General features: G+C 56.4%; 20 protein-coding genes. 12 read left to right on the forward strand and 8 right to left on the reverse strand.

Features of this window, described 5'->3' with window-relative positions:
- Window positions 1-59 precede the first annotated feature (59 nt).
- The 6 genes from accC to acuI all read right to left on the reverse strand — a co-directional run bounded on the left by accC (window position 60) and on the right by acuI (window position 5243).
- Window positions 60-1409, reverse strand: coding sequence for an acetyl-CoA carboxylase biotin carboxylase subunit (gene accC, locus NQ230_RS02690; RefSeq protein WP_010436177.1), 1350 nt, complete (start codon window positions 1407-1409; stop codon window positions 60-62).
- A gap of 10 nt (window positions 1410-1419) precedes the next feature.
- The gene (gene accB, locus NQ230_RS02695; protein ID WP_010436174.1) at window positions 1420-1881 is read right to left on the reverse strand and encodes an acetyl-CoA carboxylase biotin carboxyl carrier protein; all 462 of its coding nucleotides are present in this window, start codon (window positions 1879-1881) and stop codon (window positions 1420-1422) included.
- 21 nt (window positions 1882-1902) lie between these two features.
- Entirely contained in the window at window positions 1903-2355 is a 453-nt protein-coding gene (aroQ, locus tag NQ230_RS02700) for a type II 3-dehydroquinate dehydratase (protein WP_257259838.1), read from the reverse strand.
- Window positions 2356-2589: 234 nt separating this feature from the next.
- Window positions 2590-3189, reverse strand: coding sequence for a protein-methionine-sulfoxide reductase heme-binding subunit MsrQ (msrQ, locus tag NQ230_RS02705; RefSeq protein ID WP_121424801.1), 600 nt, complete (start codon window positions 3187-3189; stop codon window positions 2590-2592).
- On the reverse strand, window positions 3190-4191 hold the full coding sequence (gene msrP / locus NQ230_RS02710; RefSeq protein WP_257259839.1) for a protein-methionine-sulfoxide reductase catalytic subunit MsrP: 1002 nt from the start codon (window positions 4189-4191) through the stop codon (window positions 3190-3192). It abuts the gene before it with no gap.
- Window positions 4192-4268: 77 nt separating this feature from the next.
- Window positions 4269-5243 (reverse strand): acrylyl-CoA reductase (NADPH), encoded by a 975-nt coding sequence (gene acuI, locus NQ230_RS02715; RefSeq protein ID WP_159515024.1) that lies wholly within the window; start codon window positions 5241-5243, stop codon window positions 4269-4271.
- Between the two features lie 183 nt (window positions 5244-5426).
- On the opposite strand from acuI, the gene csrD reads away from it, so the two are divergent.
- The 8 genes from csrD to tldD all read left to right on the forward strand — a co-directional run bounded on the left by csrD (window position 5427) and on the right by tldD (window position 17698).
- Window positions 5427-7367, forward strand: coding sequence for an RNase E specificity factor CsrD (gene csrD / locus NQ230_RS02720; RefSeq protein ID WP_121424798.1), 1941 nt, complete (start codon window positions 5427-5429; stop codon window positions 7365-7367).
- Between the two features lie 282 nt (window positions 7368-7649).
- A complete protein-coding gene (gene mreB, locus NQ230_RS02725; RefSeq protein WP_000913396.1) occupies window positions 7650-8693 on the forward strand; it encodes a rod shape-determining protein MreB in 1044 nt (347 codons plus the stop codon).
- Window positions 8694-8755: 62 nt separating this feature from the next.
- A complete protein-coding gene (gene mreC / locus NQ230_RS02730; RefSeq protein ID WP_023309400.1) occupies window positions 8756-9772 on the forward strand; it encodes a rod shape-determining protein MreC in 1017 nt (338 codons plus the stop codon).
- The gene (gene mreD, locus NQ230_RS02735; protein ID WP_023309399.1) at window positions 9772-10260 is read left to right on the forward strand and encodes a rod shape-determining protein MreD; all 489 of its coding nucleotides are present in this window, start codon (window positions 9772-9774) and stop codon (window positions 10258-10260) included. The genes mreC and mreD overlap by 1 nt, the downstream gene beginning before the upstream one ends.
- A gap of 9 nt (window positions 10261-10269) precedes the next feature.
- Window positions 10270-10863 (forward strand): Maf family protein, encoded by a 594-nt coding sequence (locus NQ230_RS02740; RefSeq protein ID WP_032639757.1) that lies wholly within the window; start codon window positions 10270-10272, stop codon window positions 10861-10863.
- A complete protein-coding gene (rng, locus tag NQ230_RS02745; RefSeq protein ID WP_010436156.1) occupies window positions 10853-12322 on the forward strand; it encodes a ribonuclease G in 1470 nt (489 codons plus the stop codon). Before NQ230_RS02740 ends, rng begins: the two co-directional genes overlap by 11 nt.
- A gap of 42 nt (window positions 12323-12364) precedes the next feature.
- Window positions 12365-16168 (forward strand): AsmA2 domain-containing protein YhdP, encoded by a 3804-nt coding sequence (gene yhdP / locus NQ230_RS02750; RefSeq protein ID WP_257259845.1) that lies wholly within the window; start codon window positions 12365-12367, stop codon window positions 16166-16168.
- An 84-nt stretch (window positions 16169-16252) separates the two neighbouring features.
- Window positions 16253-17698 carry a metalloprotease TldD gene (tldD, locus tag NQ230_RS02755; protein WP_121424795.1) on the forward strand — a complete coding sequence of 482 codons (1446 nt, stop codon included), beginning with the start codon at window positions 16253-16255 and terminating at the stop codon, window positions 17696-17698.
- A gap of 47 nt (window positions 17699-17745) precedes the next feature.
- Here the strand turns inward: tldD and NQ230_RS02760 are convergent, their stop codons facing one another.
- On the reverse strand, window positions 17746-18360 hold the full coding sequence (locus NQ230_RS02760; protein ID WP_121424794.1) for a YagU family protein: 615 nt from the start codon (window positions 18358-18360) through the stop codon (window positions 17746-17748).
- A 218-nt stretch (window positions 18361-18578) separates the two neighbouring features.
- Complete coding sequence (gene aaeR / locus NQ230_RS02765; protein ID WP_023616809.1) at window positions 18579-19505, reverse strand: HTH-type transcriptional activator AaeR; 927 nt, start codon at window positions 19503-19505, stop codon at window positions 18579-18581.
- A gap of 179 nt (window positions 19506-19684) precedes the next feature.
- Here aaeR and aaeX point away from each other — a divergent pair, with 179 nt between their 5' ends.
- From aaeX to NQ230_RS02785, 4 genes are all read left to right on the forward strand, one after another.
- Window positions 19685-19888 (forward strand): p-hydroxybenzoic acid efflux pump operon protein AaeX, encoded by a 204-nt coding sequence (gene aaeX, locus NQ230_RS02770; RefSeq protein ID WP_003860416.1) that lies wholly within the window; start codon window positions 19685-19687, stop codon window positions 19886-19888.
- A 7-nt stretch (window positions 19889-19895) separates the two neighbouring features.
- The gene (gene aaeA, locus NQ230_RS02775) at window positions 19896-20828 is read left to right on the forward strand and encodes a p-hydroxybenzoic acid efflux pump subunit AaeA (RefSeq protein ID WP_032659667.1); all 933 of its coding nucleotides are present in this window, start codon (window positions 19896-19898) and stop codon (window positions 20826-20828) included.
- A 5-nt stretch (window positions 20829-20833) separates the two neighbouring features.
- Window positions 20834-22801 carry a p-hydroxybenzoic acid efflux pump subunit AaeB gene (gene aaeB / locus NQ230_RS02780; protein ID WP_121424793.1) on the forward strand — a complete coding sequence of 656 codons (1968 nt, stop codon included), beginning with the start codon at window positions 20834-20836 and terminating at the stop codon, window positions 22799-22801.
- Between the two features lie 90 nt (window positions 22802-22891).
- The gene (locus NQ230_RS02785; RefSeq protein WP_213751841.1) at window positions 22892-24346 is read left to right on the forward strand and encodes an NAD-dependent succinate-semialdehyde dehydrogenase; all 1455 of its coding nucleotides are present in this window, start codon (window positions 22892-22894) and stop codon (window positions 24344-24346) included.
- Window positions 24347-24388: the final 42 nt, after the last annotated feature.

Here is a 24388-nt window from a genome sequence, read left to right on the forward strand (position 1 = left end):
TTCCAGGCCCCAGAAATAAAAAAGGCCGGATAATCCGGCCTTTTCGCAAAGATGCTGTATTACTTTTCGTGCAGACCGAGTTTTTTCTCCAGATAGTGGATGTTGGTTCCACCATTCTGGAAGTGCTCGTCGCTCATAATGCGCATCTGCAGATCAACGTTGGTTTTGATACCGTCGATGATCAGCTCCTGCAGGGCGTTCTTCATGCGGGCAATCGCCACGTCACGGTTTTCGCCGTAGCAGATAAGCTTGCCGATCATTGAGTCATAGTACGGCGGTACGGTGTAACCGGCGTAGATATGAGATTCCCAACGCACGCCAAAGCCACCCGGCGCGTGGAAACGCGTGATTTTACCCGGGCTTGGCAGGAAGGTGTTCGGGTCTTCGGCGTTGATACGGCACTCTACCGCATGGCCTTTCACCACAACTTCTTCCTGCTTGATGGACAGCGGCTGGCCTGCAGCGATACGCAGCTGTTCTTTGATCAGGTCAACGCCGGTGATCATTTCGGTAACCGGGTGTTCAACCTGAATACGGGTGTTCATTTCGATGAAATAGAACTCGCCGTTTTCGAACAGGAACTCAAAGGTACCCGCACCGCGATAGCCGATATCGACACACGCTTTGGAGCAACGCTCACCGATGTAGCGACGCAGCTCTGGGGTAATGCCCGGTGCTGGCGCTTCTTCGACCACTTTCTGGTGACGACGCTGCATGGAGCAGTCACGTTCTGCCAGATAGATCGCGTTACCCTGACCGTCAGCCAGCACCTGAATTTCGATGTGGCGTGGGTTTTCCAGGTATTTTTCCATGTACACCATGTCATTGCTAAAAGCGGCTTTCGCTTCTGCTTTGGTCATGGAGATGGACTGCGCCAGCTCAGCATCGCTACGCACAACGCGCATACCGCGACCGCCGCCGCCGCCGGACGCTTTGATGATAACCGGGTAGCCAATGCGTTTAGCATGAGCACGGTTAGCATCCATATCGTCGGTCAGAGGGCCGTCAGAGCCTGGTACGGTTGGAACACCGGCTTTTTTCATCGCGGTGATAGCAGACACTTTATCGCCCATCAGGCGGATAGTGTCGGCTTTCGGGCCGATGAAGATAAAGCCAGAGCGTTCAACCTGCTCAGCAAAGTTGGCGTTCTCAGAGAGGAAGCCGTAACCCGGATGAATTGCCACCGCGCCGGTGATTTCAGCGGCGCTGATGATAGCCGGGATGTTCAGATAGCTTTTTACGGACGGAGCCGGGCCAATACAGACCGTCTCATCCGCCAGCAATACGTGTTTTAAATCGCGATCCGCGCTTGAGTGCACAGCGACGGTCTTGATGCCCAGTTCTTTACAGGCACGAAGAATACGCAGTGCGATCTCGCCGCGGTTGGCGATAACAATTTTATCCAGCATGTACGCCTCGTTACTCGATGACGACCAGCGGCTCGTCAAATTCAACCGGCTGACCACTTTCGACCAGAATCGCTTTCACAGTACCTGATTTGTCTGCTTCGATCTGGTTCATCATTTTCATCGCTTCAACGATGCACAGGGTATCGCCTACGTTGACTTTCTGACCCACTTCGATGAACGCCTTCGCGTCCGGGCTCGGGGTGCGGTAGAAAGTACCAACCATTGGGGAACGTACGATGTGACCACTGATTTCTGCTGCAGCGGCAGGTGCGGCTTCAGCTGCTGGCGCAACGGCTGCGGAGAGCGCAGGCTGCTGCACTGGCGCAGCATAAGCTTGCTGCATTACCGGGAAGCTAGCGGCTGGGGCTGCACGGCTGATGCGTACAGACTCTTCGCCTTCAGAAATTTCCAGTTCGGAGATGCCTGATTCTTCAACCAGCTCGATCAGTTTTTTAATCTTACGAATATCCATGAGTGGGTTCCGTACTCTTGTTTAGTGTGATTGTGACAAGCGTTTTACCGCTGTCTGTAAAGCGTATGAATAGCCGTCAGCGCCCAGTCCACAGATAACGCCAGCAGCGATATCTGACAGATATGAGTGGTGGCGGAACGGCTCTCGGGCGTGCACATTACTCAGGTGGATCTCGATAAACGGGATACTCACCGCGAGCAGTGCGTCGCGGATAGCAACACTGGTGTGCGTAAACGCGGCCGGATTGATCAGGATATAGTCCACAGCATCTTTAGCCTGATGAATACGGTCGATGAGTGCGTACTCCGCATTCGACTGAAAATGATCCAAATCCACATTCAGTGACCCTGCTTCCGTTCCCAGACGGTTAACAATTTCACCCAATGTTAGCGTGCCGTACTTCTCTGGCTCACGGGTGCCGAGCATGTTCAGGTTCGGTCCGTTCAAAACTAAGATATGGAACTTATCAGTCATTATGCCGCTATCTCCTGCGATTTTCGGGTAAAAAACAAAATATACCTTCAAAGCGCAAATGTCACCTTTTCAGAGGCTTAAAACCGCTGTCAGGCGAACCAAGGTCGCACATTATAACGATTTCGTAGCATTTAGCAGCTAAATACTGGTCTTATCAGGGAAGATTATCAACCGCTATCCGAAAAAGATTTGCGGTTGACGGTCAATCTGCGGGAAAACGCACAGTTTCGCGAACTATCGCCACCACTGGCGGAACTTCTTGTAACGCCATGCTAAAAGCGCCACGGCCGCCAGTGCATATAGGACCGGCTGCGGGGAGAGGATCTTCACCGACCACAGGTAATGAATGGGGGCGAGGATCGCGACAAGATAGACGAAGTTGTGCAGCAGCTGCCAGCGCCTGCCCAGTTTCCGCTGCGCATACTGCGTGGATGTCAGCGCTAACGCCAGTAAAATCACCCAGCTCACGATACCCAGCGTCAGATAAGGACGCGTCACCAGTTCGCGGCCAAGCAGCGCCAGATTGTTAATTCCCAGCTCCAGCAGGGCATAGCTGGTAAGGTGCAGCGTCGCCCAGGCAAAACACCATAGCCCTAACAGCCGACGGGTGCGAATCAATAATGGCTGTTTAGCGTAGCGCGCCAGCGGCGAGACGAGCAAGGTGGCCAGCAAAAATTTCAGAGCCATCCGACCGGTAAAATGCTGGATATCCTTCGCCGGGTCTGCGCTAAAGAGCCCCTGGCTGGCGGCCCAGAACAGCCATATAAAAGGAAGCAGCCCGGCCAGGTGCAGCAGCACTTTCAGCCAGGTAATCTGTTTTGCCGTTAAACGCACTCAGAAGTTCTCCCGTAAATTGAGACCACGGTAAAGCGAGGCCACTTCATCCGCATAGCCGTTAAACAGCAGCGTCGGCTGGCGCTTCACGTCCAGCGCACCGCCGGAACCAATAAACCGCTCGGTTGCCTGCGACCAGCGCGGATGATCCACGTGCGGGTTCACGTTGGCGAAGAAGCCGTATTCGTCCGGGGCCGCCAGATTCCAGGTGGTTGGCGGACGTTCACGGGTAAGCTTAATGCTGACGATAGATTTAATCCCTTTGAAACCATATTTCCACGGTACGGTTAAACGGATGGGGGCACCGTTCTGCGGCGGAAGCGCTTTGCCATAAACGCCGACGGTCAGCAGGGTAAGGGGGTGCATGGCTTCGTCGAGACGTAACCCTTCCACATACGGATACTCAAGCCCGCCGCCGATAAACCGATCTTTCTGCCCGGGCATCTCGTCCGGCGCATAGCGCGTCTGGAAAGCGACATATTTTGCGTTGCTGGTGGGCTCAACCATCGCCAGCAGTTTATGCAGCGGGAAGCCCACCCAGGGCACCATCATCGACCACGCCTCCACGCAGCGCATGCGATAGATACGCTCTTCGAGCGGGAAACGGGTGGTGAGATCGTGGTGGTCCAGCGTCAGGGGTTTCGCCACTTCGCCATCAATCTTCAGCGTCCACGGATCGGTTTTGAGGCTTCCGGCGTTCGCGGCAGGATCGGCCTTATCGAGACCAAATTCATAGAAGTTGTTGTAGCCGGTGACTTTATCTTCCGGCGTGAGCGTCAGTTTGTTTTGCCATTGGGCGGGTTTGGTAAAGGTGAGCGGGGCGCCGGAAGGGGCCTTCGGCCGATCGTTGCCTTTAAACCAGTCGAGCAGGTCGGCGTGTGCCGCCGGAGAGAGCGTCAGGGCAGTGGCGCTGATGCCAAGCATTTTCAGGATCTGGCGGCGCTGTAACATAAAGACAGACTCGGACGTTACGTCGGCTTCCGTCAGTTTTCGGTTTTTCATGGCATCCTCCGTCATGCGTTTTTCTAAGCATGACGGAGGAGAGGGATTCGCGCGAATATGTCACGAAAATTTGAAGATTAGGCGATTTTCACCAGCGCGCGACCGTGGAACTGGTTGTCCATGATCTTACTGGCGTATTCAGGCGCCTGGCTGAGGGTTATCTCCGTTGCGCTCTGGGTATAGAAGGATTCCGGCAGATCGCGCACCAGCCGTTCCCAGGCTTCATGACGACGAGCCGGCGGGGTCATCACGGAATCCACACCCTGCAGGCGTACGTTACGCAGAATAAATGGCATCACGGTGGTTGGCAGGGCAAATCCGCCCGCCAGACCGCAGGCTGCCACGCAGCCGCCGTAGTTCATCTGCGCCAGGACTTTTGCCAGCACCTTATCACCGACGGTATCCACTGCCCCTGCCCAAACCTGTTTTTCCAGCGGGCGGGTTTCGGCAAATTCGTCGCGGCTGAGAATACGGCTGGCACCGAGCTGGCGCAGATAGTCATGGGTGCTTTCTCGGCCGGAAACCGCAGCGACCTGATAGCCCAGCTTGTGCAGCAGCGTGACCGCCGTGCTGCCCACGCCGCCGCTGGCGCCGGTGACGACAATTTCACCCGACTCAGGGCGGATACCCGCATCTTCCAGCGCCATCACGCACAGCATGGCGGTAAAGCCTGCCGTGCCGACGATCATCGCCTTGCGGCCATCCATGCCTTTCGGCATTGGCACCAGCCAGTCGCCCTTCACGCGCGCCTGCGTTGCCAGCCCGCCCCAGTGATTTTCACCGACGCCCCAGCCGGTAAGCAGCACCTGCTGGCCTGCATGGAAGCGCGGATCTTCGCTGGTATGAACCCGGCCTGCGAAATCAATCCCCGGCACCATAGGGAAATTTCGGATGATTTTACCCTTACCGGTAATAGCCAGCGCGTCTTTATAATTTAAACTGGACCAGTCGATGTCGACGGTTACTTCGCCTTCCGGCAGGCGACTCTCTTCAACCGCCTGCACTGAGGCAAGCGTTTTGCCATCCTGCTGTTCTAAGATCAAAGCCTGCATACGGGGGTCCTCTCGACTCAGATGATTGGAAAATAATTTCTGAAGACTATACTCGCTCAGGGAAACGCAGTGCCGATTTAACGCAATAAATTGCCAGATACGCCCGATTTGGTAGTATGCCGCATTTGAAATGCAAGTTAGCGCTTACTCGCTACCCCATCAACCCACGGAGTAATCTCAAGGATGCGATTAACGACGAAGTTCTCAGCTTTTATCACCTTGCTGACGGGGCTGACCATTTTTGTCACGCTTATGGGCTGCTCCTTGAGCTTTTACACCGCCATTCAGGACAAGCTGGTTAACCGGGTACAGTCTGTTGCATCGGTGATCGATACGCGTCTGCTGACGACGCCGCTGCCGATACTTTCCCGTGAGCTCGATGAGTTGATGGTACCTGTTGATATCGTTCAGATCGACATTCTGCAGGGAAAGCACCGTGTTTTAAGCCATGAACGGCCGGGAAGTTATCGGCCTGCGGGTGTGGTGAGTCAGTACCGGGAAGTGACGGTGCACTCCCTTAAAAATCCGGGGATGACCATACACATGGTCTACCTCGATCCGATGGCGAGCTATTTCCGTTCCATGATGACCACTGCGCCGCTCACCGTCGCCGTTGCGTTTATCGTCCTGCTGATCTTTCTCGCGGTCCGCTGGCTGCGCCGCCAGCTCTCCGGTCAGGAGCTGCTGGAGATGCGCTCTGTGCGGATCCTTAACGGTGAACGCGGCCCGCAGGTGCGTGGCTCCGTCCACGAGTGGCCGTCGCGCGCCAGCAGCGCGCTGGATACCCTGCTCTCCGAAATCCAGTTTGCCAGCGACCAGCGCAGCCGTATGGATACGCTGATCCGCTCTTATGCGGCGCAGGATAATAAAACCGGCCTTAACAACCGTCTTTTCTTTGATAATCAGCTCGCCACGCTGCTCGACGATTCAGAAAAAGTGGGGACACACGGGGTGGTGATGATGATTCGCCTGCCCGATTTCGATCTCCTGCGCGACACCTGGGGACAGCGGGTCGCGGAAGAAAACCTCTTTACGCTGATCAACCTGCTCTCCACCTTTATTATGCGCTACCCGGGCGCGCTGCTGGCCCGCTATCACCGCAGCGACTTTGCCGTATTGTTGCCTCATCGCACGCTGAAGGAGTCGGAAAGCATCGCCAGCCAGCTGCTGAAGGCGGTGGATGCGCTGCCGCAGAGCAAAATGCTCGACAGGGACGATATGGTCCACATGGGGATCTGCGCCTGGCGTGGCGGACAATCCACAGAGCAGGTGATGGAACATGCGGAAGCCGCTACCCGCAACGCCGTGTTGCAGGGGGCGAACGGGTGGGCGGTTTATGATGACTCGCTGCCGGAAAAAGGGCGCGGCAACGTGCGCTGGCGAACGCTGATTGAGCAAATGCTAAGCCGCGGCGGGCCACGTATTTATCAAAAACCCGCGGTCATGAAAAACGGCAACGTTCATCACCGTGAACTGATGTGTCGTATTTTTGACGGTACGGAAGAGGTTATTTCTGCGGAATATCTGCCGATGGTGCTGCAATTTGGCCTGTCCGAAGAGTATGACCGCCAGCAAATTACCCGGCTGATTCCGTTTTTATCCTTCTGGCCTGAAGAAAACCTGGCGTTACAGGTCACCGTGGAGTCGTTAATACGCCCACGTTTTCAGCGCTGGCTACGTGATACATTAATGCAATGCGAAAAATCGCAACGCAAACACATTATTTTTGAACTTGCTGAGGCCGACGTAGGTCAACACATCAGCCGGTTACGTCCGGTGGTACGTTTGATCAATGCGCTGGGTGCGCGTGTAGCGGTGACGCAGGCAGGTTTAACGCTGGTCAGTACCAACTGGATCAAGGAGCTGGATGTGGAGTTATTAAAGCTACATCCGGGGCTGGTAAGGAATATTGAGAAGCGTACGGAAAACCAGCTGCTGGTACAGAGTCTGGTTGAAGCATGCAAGGGAACGCGAACACAAGTATTTGCCGCGGGCGTGCGCTCCAGAAGCGAATGGCAGATGTTAACAGAGCGCGGTGTAATGGGTGGTCAGGGGGATTTTTTTGCTGCCTCTCAACCGCTTGACACCAACGTGAAAAAATATTTGCAAAGATACTCTGTTTGACCTGCCGTTTACGCTGTTTTCACGTAGAATATCGCGCCTGTAGCTTTGAGTATGTCGAGCAAAAAGCCAGTGAACGACCTGTAACGGGTTACAAACGTCAGTGGGGAACGCTACTGTTTACTCAGCCCTGAGGGAGTCAGGGGATGGTTTTGTAACATCAGGAAACGTACTGCACAAATTTTCACCGTTGCAGATGATTTTTGCGCCTTGTCGCTGCTGCGTGTGGTTGGTAAAGTAAGCGGATTTTGTTTTCCGCCCCAGCTTTCAGGATTATCCCTTAGTATGTTGAAAAAATTTCGTGGCATGTTTTCCAATGACCTGTCCATTGACCTGGGTACCGCGAATACCCTTATTTATGTAAAAGGACAAGGCATCGTATTGAATGAGCCTTCCGTTGTGGCCATTCGTCAGGATCGTGCGGGCTCGCCGAAAAGCGTGGCCGCTGTGGGTCATGACGCGAAGCAGATGCTGGGTCGTACCCCTGGCAACATCGCCGCCATTCGCCCAATGAAAGACGGCGTTATCGCCGACTTCTTCGTGACTGAAAAAATGCTTCAGCACTTCATCAAGCAGGTTCACAGCAACAGCTTCATGCGTCCAAGCCCGCGTGTTCTGGTGTGTGTGCCGGTTGGCGCAACCCAGGTAGAACGTCGCGCAATCCGTGAATCTGCCCAGGGCGCAGGTGCACGTGAAGTGTTCCTGATTGAAGAGCCAATGGCTGCAGCCATCGGTGCGGGTCTGCCTGTATCTGAAGCTACCGGTTCTATGGTGGTGGATATCGGTGGTGGTACCACTGAAGTGGCCGTTATCTCTCTGAACGGCGTGGTCTACTCCTCTTCCGTACGTATCGGTGGTGACCGCTTCGATGAAGCTATCATTAATTATGTGCGCCGTAACTACGGCTCTCTGATCGGTGAAGCCACCGCAGAGCGTATCAAACACGAAATCGGCTCTGCGTACCCGGGCGATGAAGTGCGTGAGATCGAAGTACGTGGCCGTAACCTGGCGGAAGGTGTTCCACGCGGTTTTACCCTGAACTCCAACGAAATTCTGGAAGCACTGCAGGAACCACTGACGGGCATCGTGAGCGCGGTAATGGTTGCGCTGGAACAGTGTCCACCAGAACTGGCGTCCGATATCTCCGAGCGCGGTATGGTTCTGACCGGTGGTGGTGCGCTGCTGCGTAACCTCGACCGCCTGTTAATGGAAGAGACAGGTATTCCTGTCGTAGTTGCAGAAGATCCACTGACTTGCGTCGCCCGTGGTGGTGGCAAGGCGCTGGAAATGATCGACATGCACGGCGGCGATTTGTTCAGCGAAGAGTAGTCGAGGTTGAGAGGGTAGCAATTTGCTACCCTTTCTCTCTGACGCGAGAATACGCATAGCCTATGAAGCCAATTTTTAGCCGTGGCCCATCGCTACAGTTTCGCCTCATTCTGGCGGTTCTGGTTGCGCTTGGGGTCATTATTGCCGATAGCCGCCTCGGTACGTTCAGCCAGATCAGAACGTACATGGATACCGCCGTCAGTCCTTTCTACTTTGTTTCAAATGGTCCCCGTGAACTGCTCGACTCCGTTTCTCAAACGCTGTCTTCGCGCGACCAACTCGAACTCGAAAACCGGGCATTACGTCAGGAACTGCTGCTGAAAAACAGCGAACTGCTGATGCTGGGGCAATACAAGCAGGAAAACGCGCGTCTGCGTGAGCTGCTCGGGTCGCCGCTGCGTCAGGATGAGCAGAAAATGGTCACGCAGGTGATCTCCACCGTGAACGACCCCTACAGCGATCAGGTTGTGATCGATAAAGGGAGCGTGAACGGGGTGTATGAAGGTCAGCCTGTTATCAGTGATAAAGGCGTCGTGGGCCAGGTTGTTGCCGTGGCCAAACTGACCAGCCGCGTGCTGCTGATTTGCGATGCCACGCATGCGCTGCCGATCCAGGTCCTGCGCAACGACATCCGCGTGATTGCGGCCGGTAACGGCTGTACGGACGACCTGCAGCTGGAACACCTGCCGGCTAACACGGATATCCGCGTGGGCGACGTGCTGGTGACGTCCGGTCTGGGTGGCCGCTTCCCTGAAGGCTATCCTGTTGCGGTGGTCTCTTCGGTCAAGCTGGATACTCAGCGTGCCTATACCGTGATTCAGGCGCGTCCAACCGCCGGTTTGCAGCGTCTGCGCTATCTGCTGCTGCTGTGGGGCGCCGATCGCAACGGTGCTAATCCGATGACGCCTGAAGAGGTGCATCGCGTGGCAAATGAGCGCCTGATGCAGATGATGCCGCAGGTTCTCCCGCCTGCGGATTCCATGGGGCCGCCTGCGCCAGTACCGGCGCCGGCAACCGGGTTAACGCAGCCGCTGCCGGATGCGCCGCCACCGCCTAAACTCTCTTCGGGAGGGCAGTAGTGGCAAGCTATCGTAGCCAGGGACGCTGGGTCATCTGGCTCTCGTTTCTCATTGCACTGTTACTGCAAGTGATGCCCTGGCCGGATGACATTCTCGTTTTCCGGCCAAACTGGGTATTGCTCATTTTACTCTACTGGATCCTTGCCCTGCCGCATCGCGTAAATGTCGGCACAGGTTTTGTGATGGGTGCCATACTGGATCTCATTAGCGGCTCTACGCTTGGCGTGCGCGCCTTGTCCATGAGCATTATTGCGTACCTCGTCGCACTCAAATTCCAGCTCTTTCGTAACCTTGCGCTCTGGCAACAGGCCCTGGTGGTGATGCTATTGTCGCTCGCTGCGGATATCGTTGTTTTCTGGGCAGAGTTTTTAGTGATCAACGTCTCTTTCCGACCGGAAGTGTTCTGGAGTAGTGTAGTAAACGGTGTGCTCTGGCCATGGTTATTCCTGCTGATGCGTAAGGTTCGCCAGCAGTTTGCTGTGCAATAAAAGGTTTCTATGACGTCTTTGTATCTCGCTTCCGGCTCCCCGCGCCGTCAGGAACTCCTGACGCAGCTAGGGGTCTCTTTTGAACGCATCGTTACCGGCATTGAAGAAAAACGTGCTGAGGGCGAAAGCGCTCAACAGTACGTCTCTCGCCTGGCGCGCGAGAAAGCGCAGGCGGGCGTGGCCAGTGTGCCACGCGATCTTCCCGTGCTGGGAGCAGATACCATCGTTATTCTGAACGGTGAAGTGCTTGAGAAACCGCGCGACGCCGATCATGCGGCGCGCATGCTGCGCAAAATGTCCGGACATACGCATCAGGTGATGACGGCCGTCGCGCTGGCTGACAGCCAGCACGTGCTGGATTGCCTGGTGGTGACAGAAGTGACGTTCAGAGTACTTACCGACGACGACATTGCCGCTTATATTGCCAGCGGTGAACCAATGGATAAAGCAGGTGCATACGGTATTCAGGGGCTGGGTGGCTGTTTTGTCAGGAAGATTAATGGCAGCTATCACGCCGTAGTCGGCTTACCGCTGGTGGAAACGTATGAGTTGCTGAGCAATTTTAACTCACTGCGTGAGGGAAGGGATAATTATGACGGCTGAATTGTTGGTAAACGTAACGCCATCGGAAACCCGTGTGGCCTATATTGATGGTGGCATTCTTCAGGAAATTCATATTGAGCGTGAAGCGCGGCGCGGAATAGTAGGCAATATCTACAAAGGTCGTGTCAGTCGTGTACTACCGGGTATGCAGGCGGCTTTTGTAGATATTGGACTGGATAAGGCGGCGTTTTTACATGCCTCCGATATCATGCCGCACACCGAGTGCGTCGCGGGCGAAGAGCAAAAGCAGTTTGCCGTGCGCGATATTTCTGAACTGGTACGTCAGGGACAGGATCTGATGGTGCAGGTGGTGAAAGATCCCCTCGGCACCAAAGGCGCCCGCCTGACCACCGACATCACCTTACCTTCCCGCTATCTGGTCTTTATGCCCGGCGCGTCGCACGTTGGCGTTTCGCAGCGTATTGAGAGCGAAACCGAGCGCGAGCGTCTGAAGAAAGTGGTCAGCGCCTACTGCGATGAGCAGGGCGGGTTTATCATCCGTACCGCTGCGGAAGGGATCAGCGAAGAAGACCTGGCGTCGGATGCGGCTTACCTGAAGCGCGTCTGGACCAAAGTGATGGAGCGTAAAAAACGCAACCAGACCCGCTACCAGCTCTACGGTGAACTGGCACTTGCTCAGCGCGTTCTGCGTGACTTTGCCGATGCGCAGCTCGACCGCATTCGCGTGGACTCGCGCCTGACCTATGAAGCGCTGCTGGAATTTACCGCTGAGTACATCCCGGAGATGCCTGGCCTGCTGGAGCATTATTCAGGACGTCAGCCGATCTTCGATCTCTATGATGTCGAAAACGAGATCCAGCGTGCGCTGGAGCGTAAGGTCGAGCTGAAGTCGGGCGGCTATCTGATCATCGATCAGACCGAAGCGATGACCACCGTCGATATCAACACCGGCGCGTTTGTCGGCCATCGCAACCTGGATGACACCATCTTCAACACCAACATCGAAGCCACGCAGGCGATTGCGCGCCAGCTTCGTCTGCGCAATCTGGGCGGCATTATCATCATCGACTTCATCGATATGAGTAATGAAGACCATCGTCGCCGCGTGCTGCACTCGCTCGAGCAGGCGCTGAGTAAAGATCGCGTGAAAACCAGCATTAACGGCTTCTCACAGCTGGGGCTGGTGGAAATGACGCGTAAGCGTACCCGTGAAAGCGTTGAGCATGTGCTGTGTAATGAATGCCCAACCTGCCATGGACGCGGAACGGTAAAGACGGTTGAGACCGTCTGCTACGAAATTATGCGTGAAATCGTTCGTGTCCATCATGCCTACGACTCCGATCGTTTTCTGGTCTATGCTTCCCCTGCGGTGGCTGAAGCGCTGAAAGGCGAAGAGTCGCACGCGCTGGCGGAAGTGGAAATCTTTGTCGGCAAACAGGTAAAAGTACAAATTGAACCGCTCTATAACCAGGAGCAGTTTGACGTCGTGATGATGTAAGACGCAGTACGCTGCGTGACGAAAGCTGACAAGGAGAGATGCGTGAGGCGATTGCCGGGGATTTTATTGCTTACAGGGGCAACGCTGGTCGTGATTGTCGCGTTGCTCGTGAGCGGGCTACGCCTCGTATTACCGCATCTGGACAGCTGGCGTCCGCAGCTGCTGGCTAAAATCGAATCCACCACCGGCGTGCCGGTGAACGTAAGCCAGATTAGCGCTAACTGGCAGAATTTTGGCCCGACGCTCGATGTCCGGGATATCAACGCCAGCCTGAAAGATGGCGGCTACCTGAAAATCAAACGCGTGACCCTGGCGCTGGACGTCTGGCAAAGCCTGCTGCATCTGCGCTGGCAGTTTCGCGATCTCACCTTTTATCAACTCCAGTTCCTGACCAATACGCCGCTGTCCGGCGGCGAGAGCGGTCAGGGTCTTGAAGCCAACCGCTTCAGCGATCTTTTCCTCCGCCAGTTCGATCATTTCGATCTGCGCGACAGCGAAGTGAGCTTTATTACCCTTTCCGGCCAGCGCGCCGAACTGGCGATCCCTCAGCTGACATGGCTCAACGGTAAAGAACGTCACCGCGCCGAGGGGCAGGTCAATCTCTCAAGCCTGAACGGCCAGCACGGCGTGATGCAGGTGCGTATGGATCTGCGGGACGACGACGGCCTGTTAAACAACGGCAAAGTCTGGCTGCAGGCCGACGATGTGGACGTGAAGCCGTGGCTGGGCGACTGGATCCAGCAAAATATGCAGCTGGAGACTGCCCGCTTCAGCCTTGAAGGCTGGCTGACCCTGACCAAAGGCGAATTTGCCAGCGGCGATATCTGGCTCAAGCAGGGGGGCGCAAGCTGGAAAGGCGAAAAACGGCAGCATCAGCTTTCCGTCGATAACCTCACCGCGCATGTGACGCAGGAAAAAGAGGGCTGGCAGTTTGCCATTCCTGATACGCGCATCACCATGGACGGCAAGCCGTGGCCGCGCGGTGCGCTGACGCTGGCCTGGATGCCGGAGCAGGACGTCGGCGGCGCGGCCAGCAAACGCAGCGACGAGCTGCGCATCCGCGCCAGCAACCTGGATTTGGCAGCCATTGAAGGCCTGCGCTCGATGGCGGCAAAGCTCTCTCCGGACCTGGGCGAGATCTGGCTGGCAACGCAGCCGAGCGGGACGATCGATGCTCTGGGGCTGGACATCCCGCTTCAGGCGACGGAAAAAACGCGCTTCCAGGCCACGTGGAAAGATCTTGCCTGGAAGCAGTGGAAGCTGCTGCCGGGGGCGGAACACTTTAGCGGCAAGCTGGAAGGCAGCGTGGAAAATGGCAGGCTGACGGTTGATATGCACGACGCCAAAATGCCTTACGAGACGGTCTTCCGCGCGCCGCTGGAAATCGAACAGGGCAGCGCGGTGCTTAACTGGCTCCGTAACGACAAGGGTTTTCAGCTTGATGGCCGCCATATCGACGTGAAAGCCAAAGCGGTGCACGCGCGCGGTGATTTCCGCTATCTGCAGCCTGGAGGTGATGAGCCGTGGCTGGGTATTCTGGCCGGGATCAGCACCGATGACGGCTCTCAGGCCTGGCGCTACTTCCCGGAAAATCTGATGGGAAAAGCCCTGGTAGACTATCTCAGCGGCGCGATTCAGGGCGGTCAGGCGGACAATGCCACGCTGGTCTACGGCGGTAATCCTCATCTTTTCCCGTACAAACATAATGAAGGCCAGTTCCAGGTGCTGGTGCCGTTGCATAACGCGACCTTCGCTTTCCAGCCCGGCTGGCCCGCGCTGAAGGACCTGGATATCGAACTCAACTTCCTCAATGACGGACTATGGATGAAGTCCGACAGCGTGGCGCTGGGCGGCGTGACGGCCAGCAACCTGACGGCCAACATCCCGGACTACTCAAAAGAGAAGCTGCTGATTGATGCCGATATCAACGGTCCGGGCAAAGCGGTGGGTCCGTACTTTGAGGAGACGCCGCTGAAAGAGTCGCTGGCGGCGACGCTTCAGCAGCTGCAGCTTGATGGCGATGTGAATGCTCGCTTACATCTTGATATCCCGCTGGACGGGGAGATGACCACCGCCAAAGGCGACGTCCGTCTGAAGAACAACAGCCTGTTCATCAAGCCCCTTGAGAGCACGCTGAAAAATCTCAGCGGGCAGTTCAGCTTTGAGAACGGTAACCTGAAGAGCGAGCCGCTTACGGCCAGCTGGTTTAATCAGCCCGTGAATATTGACTTCACGACTACCGAAGGTGAAAAGGCCTATCAGGTGGCCGTCAATCTGGACGGCAACTGGCAACCAGCACGAATGGACGTCCTGCCGAAGCCTATTGAGGCGTCAGTGGAGGGGGCGGTCGCCTGGCAGGGTAAAGTGGCAATCGACCTGCCTTATCACGCGGGTGCACAGTATAAGGTCGACATTACGGGCGATCTGAAAAACCTTCACAGCCAGCTGCCTGCGCCGCTGGATAAACAGGCCGGACAGCCGCTGCCGGTAAAGCTGAACGTCGATGGCAACCTCAACAGCTTCGAGCTGACCGGCAGCGCGGGTGGGACAAACCACTTCAACAGCCGCTGGCTGCTTAACCACAAGCTCACACTCGACAAAGCCATCTGGACAACGGATAGCCGCTCCACGCCGCCGCTGCCGGAGCAGCCTGGCATTGAGCTGAATCTCCCGCCGATGGACGGCGCAGAGTGGCTGGCGCTGTTCCAGAAAGGCGTTGGGCAAAACGTTGATGAAACCGCCCAGTTCCCGCAGGCCATTACCGTACGTACGCCGTCGCTGATGCTGGGCGGGCAGCAGTGGAACAACCTGAGCATTGTCTCGCGGCCTGGCGCTAACGGTACGAAGGTGGAGGCCCAGGGCAGAGAGATCAACGGTACGCTGACCATGCGCAATAACGCGCCGTGGCAGGCGGCGATCCGCTATCTCTACTACAACCCGGCAAGCGCCGCGAGCGGGAAAGATAAACCGGCAGAGACGTCGCCGCTGAGCCATACCACCCGCGTCGATTTTAGCGGCTGGCCCGATCTCCAGCTGCGCTGTGCGGAGTGCTGGCTGTGGGGGCAGAAATATGGCCGTATCGACGGTGATTTCACCATCCAGGCAAATACGCTTACGCTCTCCGGCGGCCTGGTTGATACCGGCTTTGGCCGCATGACGGCCGCAGGTGAATGGGTGAATAAGCCGGGCGAGCAGCGAACGTCCCTGAAGGGCGATATTAAAGGCAATAAACTGGACGCGGCAGCCAATTTCTTTGGTATCAGCACGCCGCTGCGCGGCTCGTCATTTGACGTCGATTACGATCTTCACTGGCGTGACGCTCCGTGGAAGCCGGATGAGGCCTCGCTGAACGGCATTCTGAAAACCCGCTTTGGCAAAGGTGAAATAGCCGACGTGAGCACGGGGCGCGCCGGGCAGATCCTGCGCCTGCTGAGTTTTGACGCGCTGCTGCGCAAGCTGCGCTTCGATTTCAGCGATACCTTCAGCGAAGGTTTCTACTACGATTCCATCCGCAGCACGGCGTGGATCAAAGACGGCGTTATGCACACGGACGACACGCTGGTGGATGGCCTGGAAGCAGATATCGCCATGAAAGGCTCCGTCAACCTCGTGCGTCGCGAGCTGGATATGGAAGCCGTGGTGGCACCGGAAATTTCCGCAAGCGTGGGCGTTGCGGCGGCCTTTGTGGTGAACCCGATTGTCGGTGCGGCGGTGTTTGCCGCCAGTAAAGTGCTGGGGCCACTCTGGAGCAAGGTCTCCATTCTGCGCTACCGTATTACCGGCCCGGTAGATAAACCGCAGATTAACGAGGTGCTGCGCCAGCCGCGCAAAGAAGCACAGCAATGATTTGACGTGGGCAGGTAATTGCCTCACTCTCAATAAATACGATCTTTATACCGCCACGGGCGGCAACGAACGAGTAGCAATACGATGAGTCTGAACCTGGTAAGTGAACATTTGCTCGCAGCGAACGGCCTGAGCCATCAGGACCTGTTCTCCATTCTTGGTCAACTGACCGAACGCCGTCTCGACTACGGCGACCTTTATTTCCAGTCGAGCTATCACGAATCCTGGGTTTTAGAAGACAGCATCATCAAAGATGGCTCCTACAACATCGACCAGGGCGTCGGCGTCCGTGCCGTCAGCGGCGAGAAAACCGGTTTTGCCTATGCCGATCAGATTAGCCTCACCGCACTTGAGCAGAGCGCGCAGGCCGCGCGTACCATTGTGCGTGATACCGGCGATGGTCGCGTGAAAACCCTGGGAGAAGTGCAGCACTCTGCGCTCTATACCAGTATCGATCCGCTGCAGAGTATGAGCCGTGAAGAGAAGCTGGATATCCTGCGTCGCGTGGATAAAGTCGCCCGTGCGGCGGACAAACGCGTGCAGGAAGTTTCTGCCAGCCTGAGCGGCGTGTATGAGTTGATTCTGGTTGCGGCAACGGACGGTACCCTGGCGGCAGATGTTCGCCCGCTGGTGCGTCTCTCCATCAGCGTGCAGGTCGATGACGACGGCAAGCGCGAGCGCGGCTCAAGCGGCGGCGGCGGTCGTTTTGGCTATGACTGGTTCCTGGGCGACGTTGACGGTGAAGCACGCGCTGACGCGTGGGCAAAAGAAGCCGTGCGCATGGCGCTGGTGAATCTGAATGCCGTCGCGGCGCCGGCGGGCTCATTCCCGGTGGTGCTGGGCGCTGGCTGGCCGGGCGTGCTGTTGCACGAGGCGGTGGGCCACGGTCTGGAAGGCGACTTTAACCGTCGCGGGACGTCCGTATTCAGCGGTCAGATTGGGCAGCTCGTCTCCTCCGAACTGTGTACCGTGGTGGATGACGGTACCATGCTCGATCGTCGCGGCTCGGTGGCTATCGACGACGAAGGCACCCCGGGCCAGTACAATGTGCTGATCGAAAACGGCGTGCTGAAAGGCTACATGCAGGACAAACTCAACGCGCGCCTGATGGGCGTAGCGCCGACGGGCAACGGACGCCGTGAATCTTATGCGCACCTGCCAATGCCGCGCATGACCAACACTTACATGCTGCCGGGCAAATCCACGCCGCAGGAGATTATCGAATCCGTTGATTACGGTATCTTTGCGCCAAACTTTGGCGGCGGCCAGGTGGACATCACCTCCGGTAAGTTTGTTTTCTCCACGTCAGAAGCGTATCTGATCGAGAAAGGCAAAGTGACCAAAGCGGTGAAAGGCGCGACGCTGATTGGCTCCGGTATTGAAGCCATGCAGCAGATCTCCATGGTCGGCAACGATCTGAAGCTGGATAACGGCGTAGGTGTCTGCGGTAAAGAGGGCCAGAGCCTGCCGGTTGGCGTGGGCCAGCCAACGCTGAAAGTGGACAACCTGACGGTGGGCGGCACGGCCTGACCTGACCCTGCATAAAAAAATGGCGCTACTGATGTAGCGCCTTTTTTTTAGCGTAAGTGACCCAGCGGTATCTCCGGATCCGGCTCATGCGTGATGCGGTTACGCAAATCACGACGAATGATTTCGATCGACCAGAACCAGACCAGATGGCCCACGATCTCTGACACGTGTTCATACCACGGCAGCTCAAACAACGGTGGCGTCAGCCCCATCAGAGGGAAGGAGATCATATGAACAAAAAGCTGAGCTAAGGCACCCGCCAGCAAACCCTGCCAGAGTTTAATTTTCGGGAAGACTTCAGCCACTACACAATAACCTACAGCGAACACGATTGAGAAAATAATATGTGTTACGCCGACCCAGTTAAATATATGCCCGGCAAATGTATAAACCGCCGCGTTAGGATCGACGACGCCCAGCCAGTCGCGTAAAAATACATAGGGAGGGTTTAAAAAATTTCGTGAGCAGTCAATCTGGCTGGCGGCTCTTATTAATTGTTCGGGCCCGCATGCGCCGGTGAATAAATCGGTAGGGCTGCGTGGCGGAAGCGGCACCTCGGCTCCCCATTTGACAAAGGCGGAGACAATCCCTGCAATTAAACCGATGAACGCGGCGAGCCCATAGCGCCTGCGTGAAGGCGGTGTTTGTTCAAATAGATTCATTTCTTTTCCTTGTTTAACGTCATCCTGCGGAATACATTTTATTATTCATATCAGCAACAAATTAATAACAGTCTGAAAGGCAGACTGTTATTAAGGTAAAGGGCAGGCGGCGGCAGTGTCAATTCTCTATTCCTGATAGTGACGAAGGAATATTCCAGAATGCAGAGGGGTTTCATCCTGGAAATATTCATCGCTCATATACTTTCAGCGTTAAATCGTTATTCCTTCCTTCTTCCCCGCATCCCCTGAAAGAGCTCGGCCACGTCCACAAAATACTCGGTCAGATAGTTAATACACACCTGTACCTTGAGCGGGAGTTTGTCTTTTTCGGTATACAGGGCGTACACCGGACGCGGATCGGACTGGTAGCGCGGGAAGAGGATCTCCAGCACGCCGCTGTTGATCTCGTTGATCACCCACATTAACGGTACGTAGGCGATCCCGGCCCCGGCCACCAGCCAGCGCGAAATGGTCATCGGATCGTTAGTGACAAACCGCCCTTCCGGCAGCAGTTTGGTAGAAATCCCTTCCGGGGCAATCAGCTCGAATTCATTATCGGGCCGCACGCTGTACTCCAGCCACGAGTGGTTGGTGAGATCGGCGGGTTTCTCCGGAACGCCGTACTGCGCCAGATAGCTTTTCGAGGCGCAGACGACCATCGGCATACTGCCCAGCCTGCGCGAGAACAGGCTGGAATCCTGCAACGCGCCGACGCGGATCACCACGTCCAGCCCGTCGGCAATCAGGTCCGGCGCCGGAATACCCGTCACCAGATTGACGGTAAGCCCAGGGTACTCTTTCAGCATATCCGCGGTCATGGCAGCGAGAACATTTTGTGCCATAGTTGAAGAACACCCGATTCGCAGCGTGCCGATAGGGGTGTTGTTGAAGGCATAGAGCTGTTCGTGAACATCCTGCACTTCAAGCAGCATGCGGCGACAGCCCTGATAGTAAATTTTACCCGCCTCCGTCAGCCCAATGCTGCGGGTACTGCGGTTGAGCAGCTTGACCTGAAGCTCATCTTCCAGTTTGGACACCGTCTGGCTGATGGATGAGACGCTCATCTGAAGCTGGCGGGCAGCGGCGGTAAACGAGCCCAGTTCAACCACTTTGGCGAAGACCGACATGCGTTTTAAACGTTCCATTGTTCACTCTGGCTTAAAAGTGATTTAGATCACATATTATAGATAACAGCATAACAGTTACGTTAATATATTATTAATTACATAACGGCTGCGCCATTCTCGCCCGGCGTTTCTTGCTCTCCCGCGGTGGCGTGCGCTTAAAAATTCTGAAGCCTGCACTCTCTCTTATCAAGGTCAACATGAGTCTGTTTCCCGTTATCGTGGTGTTCGGTCTGTCGTTCCCACCGATATTTTTCGAGCTTCTTTTATCACTGGCGATCTTCTGGCTGGTGCGCAAGGTGCTGGTCCCTACCGGGATCTACGATTTCGTCTGGCACCCTGCATTGTTCAATACCGCGCTGTATTGCTGCCTGTTTTACCTGATATCGCGCATGTTTGTCTGAGGTTGATGTGAAAACGCTAACAAGAAAAATCTCCCGCACTGCCATCACGATGGCGCTGGTTATCCTCGCCTTCATCGCTATTTTCCGCGCCTGGGTTTATTACACCGAATCACCGTGGACGCGTGATGCACGCTTCAGTGCCGATGTAGTGGCAATAGCCCCTGACGTGGCCGGTCTTATCACGGCGGTCAACGTCCACGACAACCAGCTGGTGAAGAAAGATCAGGTCCTGTTCACCATCGACCAGCCTCGTTACCAGAAAGCGCTGGAAGAGGCGGAAGCGGACGTGGCCTATTATCAGGCGCTGGCTGCGGAGAAACGCCGCGAGGCAGGCCGTCGTAATCAGCTGGGCGTTCAGGCAATGTCCCGCGAAGAGATTGACCAGTCCAACAACGTGCTGCAAACCGTGCTGCACCAGCTGGCGAAAGCGCAGGCAACGCGCGACCTGGCGAAGCTCGATCTGGAACGCACCGTGATCCGCGCGCCGTCCGATGGCTGGGTGACCAACCTGAACGTCTATGCCGGGGAATTTATCACCCGCGGCTCAACCGCCGTGGCGCTGGTTAAACAGAACTCCTTCTACGTGCTCGCCTATATGGAAGAGACCAAGCTGGAAGGCGTGCGTCCGGGGTTCCGGGCGGAAATTACGCCGCTCGGCAGCAATCGCGTCTTTAAAGGCACCGTCGACAGCGTCGCCGCAGGGGTGACTAACTCCAGCAGCTCTAACGATGCCAAAGGGATGGCGACGGTAGATTCCAACCTGGAGTGGGTGCGTCTGGCCCAGCGCGTGCCGGTGCGCATCCACCTGGATGAACAGCAGGGAAATCTGTGGCCTGCGGGTACCACGGCGACGGTGGTGATTACCGGTGAAAAGGACCGGGATGCCAGCCAGGACTCGTTCTTCCGTAAAATTGCCCACCGCCTGCGCGAGTTTGGTTAATCGCCATGGGTATCTTTTCCATCGCCAGCCAGCACATTCGCTTCGCCGTGAAGCTGGCGTGCGCCATCGTGCTGGCGCTGTTTGTCGGCTTCCACTTCCAGCTTGAAACGCCTCGCTGGGCGGTATTAACGGCCGCCATTGTCGCGGCGGGTCCTGCCTTCGCCGCGGGCGGGGAGCCCTATTCAGGCGCGATCCGCTATCGCGGTATGCTGCGTATTATCGGGACGTTTATCGGCTGCTTCGCGGCGCTGACCATTATTATTCTGATGATCCGCACCCCGCTGCTGATGCTGATGGTCTGCTGCATCTGGGCGGGTTTCTGCACCTGGATCTCGTCTCTGGTGAAAGTGGAGAACTCCTACGCCTGGGGGCTGGCGGGCTATACCGCGCTGATTATTGTCATCACCATTCAGTCTGAACCGCTGCTCGCCCCGCAGTTTGCGGTTGAGCGCTGCAGCGAGATTGTGATTGGTATTGTCAGTGCGATCGTCGCTGACCTGCTTTTCTCCCCGCGCTCCATCAAGCAGGAAGTCGACCGTGAGCTTGACGCGCTGATTGTTGCCCAGTACCAGCTGATGCAGCTCTGCATTAAGCACGGCGACAGCGAAGAGGTTGATAAAGCCTGGAGCGGGCTGGTACGCCGTACGCAGGCGCTGGAAGGAATGCGCAGCAACCTTAATATGGAGTCCTCGCGCTGGGCTCGCGCGAATCGTCGTCTGAAAGCCCTCAACACAGTCTCTCTGACGCTGATTACCCAGGCATGTGAAACCTATCTGATTCAGAACACCCGCCCGGAAGCGGTCACCGACACGTTCCGCGAACTGTTTGCCGAGCCGGTGGAAACCGTGCAGGACGTGCATAAGCAGCTTAAGCGCATGCGCCGGGTCATTGCCTGGACCGGGGAGCGCGACACGCCGGTGACCATCTACACCTGGGTCGGCGCCGCGACGCGCTATCTGCTGCTGAAGCGTGGCGTGATCGGCAACACCAAAATCAGCGCGGCGGAAGAAGAGGTGCTGCAGGGGGAAGTGGTGATCAAGGCGGAATCCGCCGAGCGACATCACGCCATGGTCAACTTCTGGCGTACGACGCTTGCCTGCATGCTCGGCACGCTGTTCTGGCTGTGGACGGGCTGGACGTCCGGCAGCGGCGCGATGGTGATGATTGCCGTTGTGACCGCACTGGCGATGCGTCTGCCTAACCCGCGTATGGTCGCCGTTGATTTCCTCTACGGCACCATTGCCGCCCTGCCGATAGGCGCGCTCTATTTCCTGGTCATCATCCCGTCGACGCAACAGAGCATGCTGCTGCTCTGTATTAGCCTGGCGGTAATGGCGTTCTTTATCGGCATTGAAGTGCAAAAGCGGCGCCTGGGATCGCTGGGGGCGCTGGCGAGTACGATTAACATCATCGTGCTCGATAACCCGATGACTTTCCATTTCAGCCAGTTCCTCGACAGCGCGTTAGGTCAGCTGGTGGGCTGTTTCCTGGCCATGATGGTGATACTGCTGGTTCGGGATAACTCGCAGGCAAGAACGGGCCGCGTGCTGTTGAACCAGTTCGTGTCGGCTGCCGTGTCGTCGATGACAACCAATACCGCGCGCCGTAAAGAGAACCACCTGCCCGCGCTCTACCAGCAGCTGTTTTTACTGCTGAACAAGTTCCCGGGCGATATCGCGAAGTTCCGCCTGGCGTTAACCATGATCATCGCGCACCAGCGTCTGCGTAACGCGCCCGTGCCGATCAACGACGATCTGTCGGCCTGGCACCGCCAGCTGCGTCGTACCGCCGATCACGTGCTTTCCGCCAGCAGCGATGACAAACGGCGTCGTTACTTTACGCAGCTGCTTGAAGAGCTCGATATCTATCAGGAAAAGCTCAAGCACTGGGAGGCACCGCCTCAGGTGACCGAGCCTGTAGGACGGCTGGTGTTTATGCTGCATCGCTACCAGAATGCTCTCACGGATAATTGACAGAAGTAAAAAAACCGACGCCAAAAGCGTCGGTTTTTTTGTGGCTATACTTATTCCAGCACGTTCTTACATTTCAGAAAGGGAGAACACATGACGACGCAGGCGCTTCAGGACCACATCCTTTTTCAGACCGGTTATCTGGTCAACGGAATCTGGAAAACGCTGGATACAACCTTTGATGTGCTGAACCCCGCGACCGGTGAGGTCATTGCTAAAGTCGCAAAAGCGGGTAAAGCGCAAACCGAAGACGCTATCGCAGCGGCTACCCAGGCCTTCCCGGCATGGCGTGCCAAAACCGCGAAAGAACGCTCGGCCATTCTCTACCGCTGGTACGAACTGATTATTGAGAATAAAAGCTGGCTCGGGCGGTTAATGACCACCGAACAGGGCAAACCCCTGAAAGAGGCGGAGGGAGAAGTCGAGTACGCCGCCAGCTTTATCCAGTGGTTTGCCGAAGAGGCCAAACGCGCAAACGGTGAAATTATTCCGCCGATCAAGCCCGGCTCACGCATTCTGGCGACCCGTGAACCCATTGGTGTGGTCGCGGCGATTACGCCGTGGAACTTCCCGATGGCCATGCTCACCCGCAAGTTGGGTCCGGCGCTGGCAGCAGGATGTACCGGGGTGATCAAACCGGCCAATAATACACCGCTCAGCGCCTTTGCGCTGCTTACGCTGGCTAAACAGGCCGGTGTGCCCGACGGCGTGCTCAACGCCGTGGCCGGGAATACGCATGAAATCAGCGATGCGATCATGGCCAGCCGCGACGTGCGTAAAATCTCTTTCACCGGTTCAACCTCCGTCGGCAAGACGCTGGTGCGTAACGCCGCAGAAACCATGAAGAAAGTCTCGATGGAGCTGGGGGGGAATGCTCCGTATATCGTTTTTGAGGATGCAGACATCGACGCAGCGGTAAAGGGGGCGATCGCCAACAAGTTCCGCAATGCCGGGCAGGTCTGCGTCAGCGTGAACCGTTTTTATATTCAGGAAACCGTTTACGACAAATTTGTGAATAAACTTGCCGATGCGGTGAATGCGCTGAAGGTGGGCAATGGTCTTGAGGAGGGGGTGGTCGTCGGGCCGCTGATTGAATCTTCTGCGGTCAACAAGGTGCGTGAGCATGTTGACGATGCCGTTGCCCGGGGCGCAACCGTACTGGCGGGGGGGAAGCCCCATCCGCTTGGCGGGAATTTCTGGATGCCAACCGTACTGGGCGACTGCCATGAAGGCATGAAGCTGGCAGAAGAAGAGACGTTTGGCCCGGTGGCGGCGTGCTTCCGTTTCACCTCGGAAGATGAAGTCATCCAGCGCGCCAACAATACGCCGTATGGGCTGGCGGCTTACTTCTATACCCAGAATCTTTCCCGGGTCTTCCGCGTTTCACAGGCAATCGAGAGCGGGATGATCGGTATTAACGAGTGCGCCGTCTCCACGGAGCTCGGCCCCTTTGGCGGCGTAAAAGAGTCAGGTCTTGGACGAGAGGGCTCCGTGCTGGGGCTGGAAGAGTATCTGGAAGTTAAAACCCTGCATATTGGGGGATTATAATAGACAGGGCGGCATCTGCCGCTCGCCTGGACTGGGTGGCTG

The organism is Enterobacter asburiae, assembly GCF_024599655.1.
Classification (GTDB): Bacteria; Pseudomonadota; Gammaproteobacteria; order Enterobacterales; family Enterobacteriaceae; genus Enterobacter; species Enterobacter asburiae_D.

Coding starts and splice junctions, on each gene's coding strand:
- mreB (WP_000913396.1), top strand. CDS start 7,650: ATGTTGAAAAAATTTCGTGGCATGTTTTCCAATGACCTGTCCATTGAC.
- aroQ (WP_257259838.1), bottom strand. CDS start 2,355: ATGACTGATAAGTTCCATATCTTAGTTTTGAACGGACCGAACCTGAAC.
- accB (WP_010436174.1), bottom strand. CDS start 1,881: ATGGATATTCGTAAGATTAAAAAACTGATCGAGCTGGTTGAAGAATCA.
- tldD (WP_121424795.1), top strand. CDS start 16,253: ATGAGTCTGAACCTGGTAAGTGAACATTTGCTCGCAGCGAACGGCCTG.
- NQ230_RS02785 (WP_213751841.1), top strand. CDS start 22,892: ATGACGACGCAGGCGCTTCAGGACCACATCCTTTTTCAGACCGGTTAT.
- accC (WP_010436177.1), bottom strand. CDS start 1,409: ATGCTGGATAAAATTGTTATCGCCAACCGCGGCGAGATCGCACTGCGT.
- aaeR (WP_023616809.1), bottom strand. CDS start 19,505: ATGGAACGTTTAAAACGCATGTCGGTCTTCGCCAAAGTGGTTGAACTG.
- acuI (WP_159515024.1), bottom strand. CDS start 5,243: ATGCAGGCTTTGATCTTAGAACAGCAGGATGGCAAAACGCTTGCCTCA.
- msrP (WP_257259839.1), bottom strand. CDS start 4,191: ATGAAAAACCGAAAACTGACGGAAGCCGACGTAACGTCCGAGTCTGTC.
- aaeB (WP_121424793.1), top strand. CDS start 20,834: ATGGGTATCTTTTCCATCGCCAGCCAGCACATTCGCTTCGCCGTGAAG.
- NQ230_RS02740 (WP_032639757.1), top strand. CDS start 10,270: ATGACGTCTTTGTATCTCGCTTCCGGCTCCCCGCGCCGTCAGGAACTC.
- csrD (WP_121424798.1), top strand. CDS start 5,427: ATGCGATTAACGACGAAGTTCTCAGCTTTTATCACCTTGCTGACGGGG.
- rng (WP_010436156.1), top strand. CDS start 10,853: ATGACGGCTGAATTGTTGGTAAACGTAACGCCATCGGAAACCCGTGTG.
- aaeX (WP_003860416.1), top strand. CDS start 19,685: ATGAGTCTGTTTCCCGTTATCGTGGTGTTCGGTCTGTCGTTCCCACCG.
- mreC (WP_023309400.1), top strand. CDS start 8,756: ATGAAGCCAATTTTTAGCCGTGGCCCATCGCTACAGTTTCGCCTCATT.
- NQ230_RS02760 (WP_121424794.1), bottom strand. CDS start 18,360: ATGAATCTATTTGAACAAACACCGCCTTCACGCAGGCGCTATGGGCTC.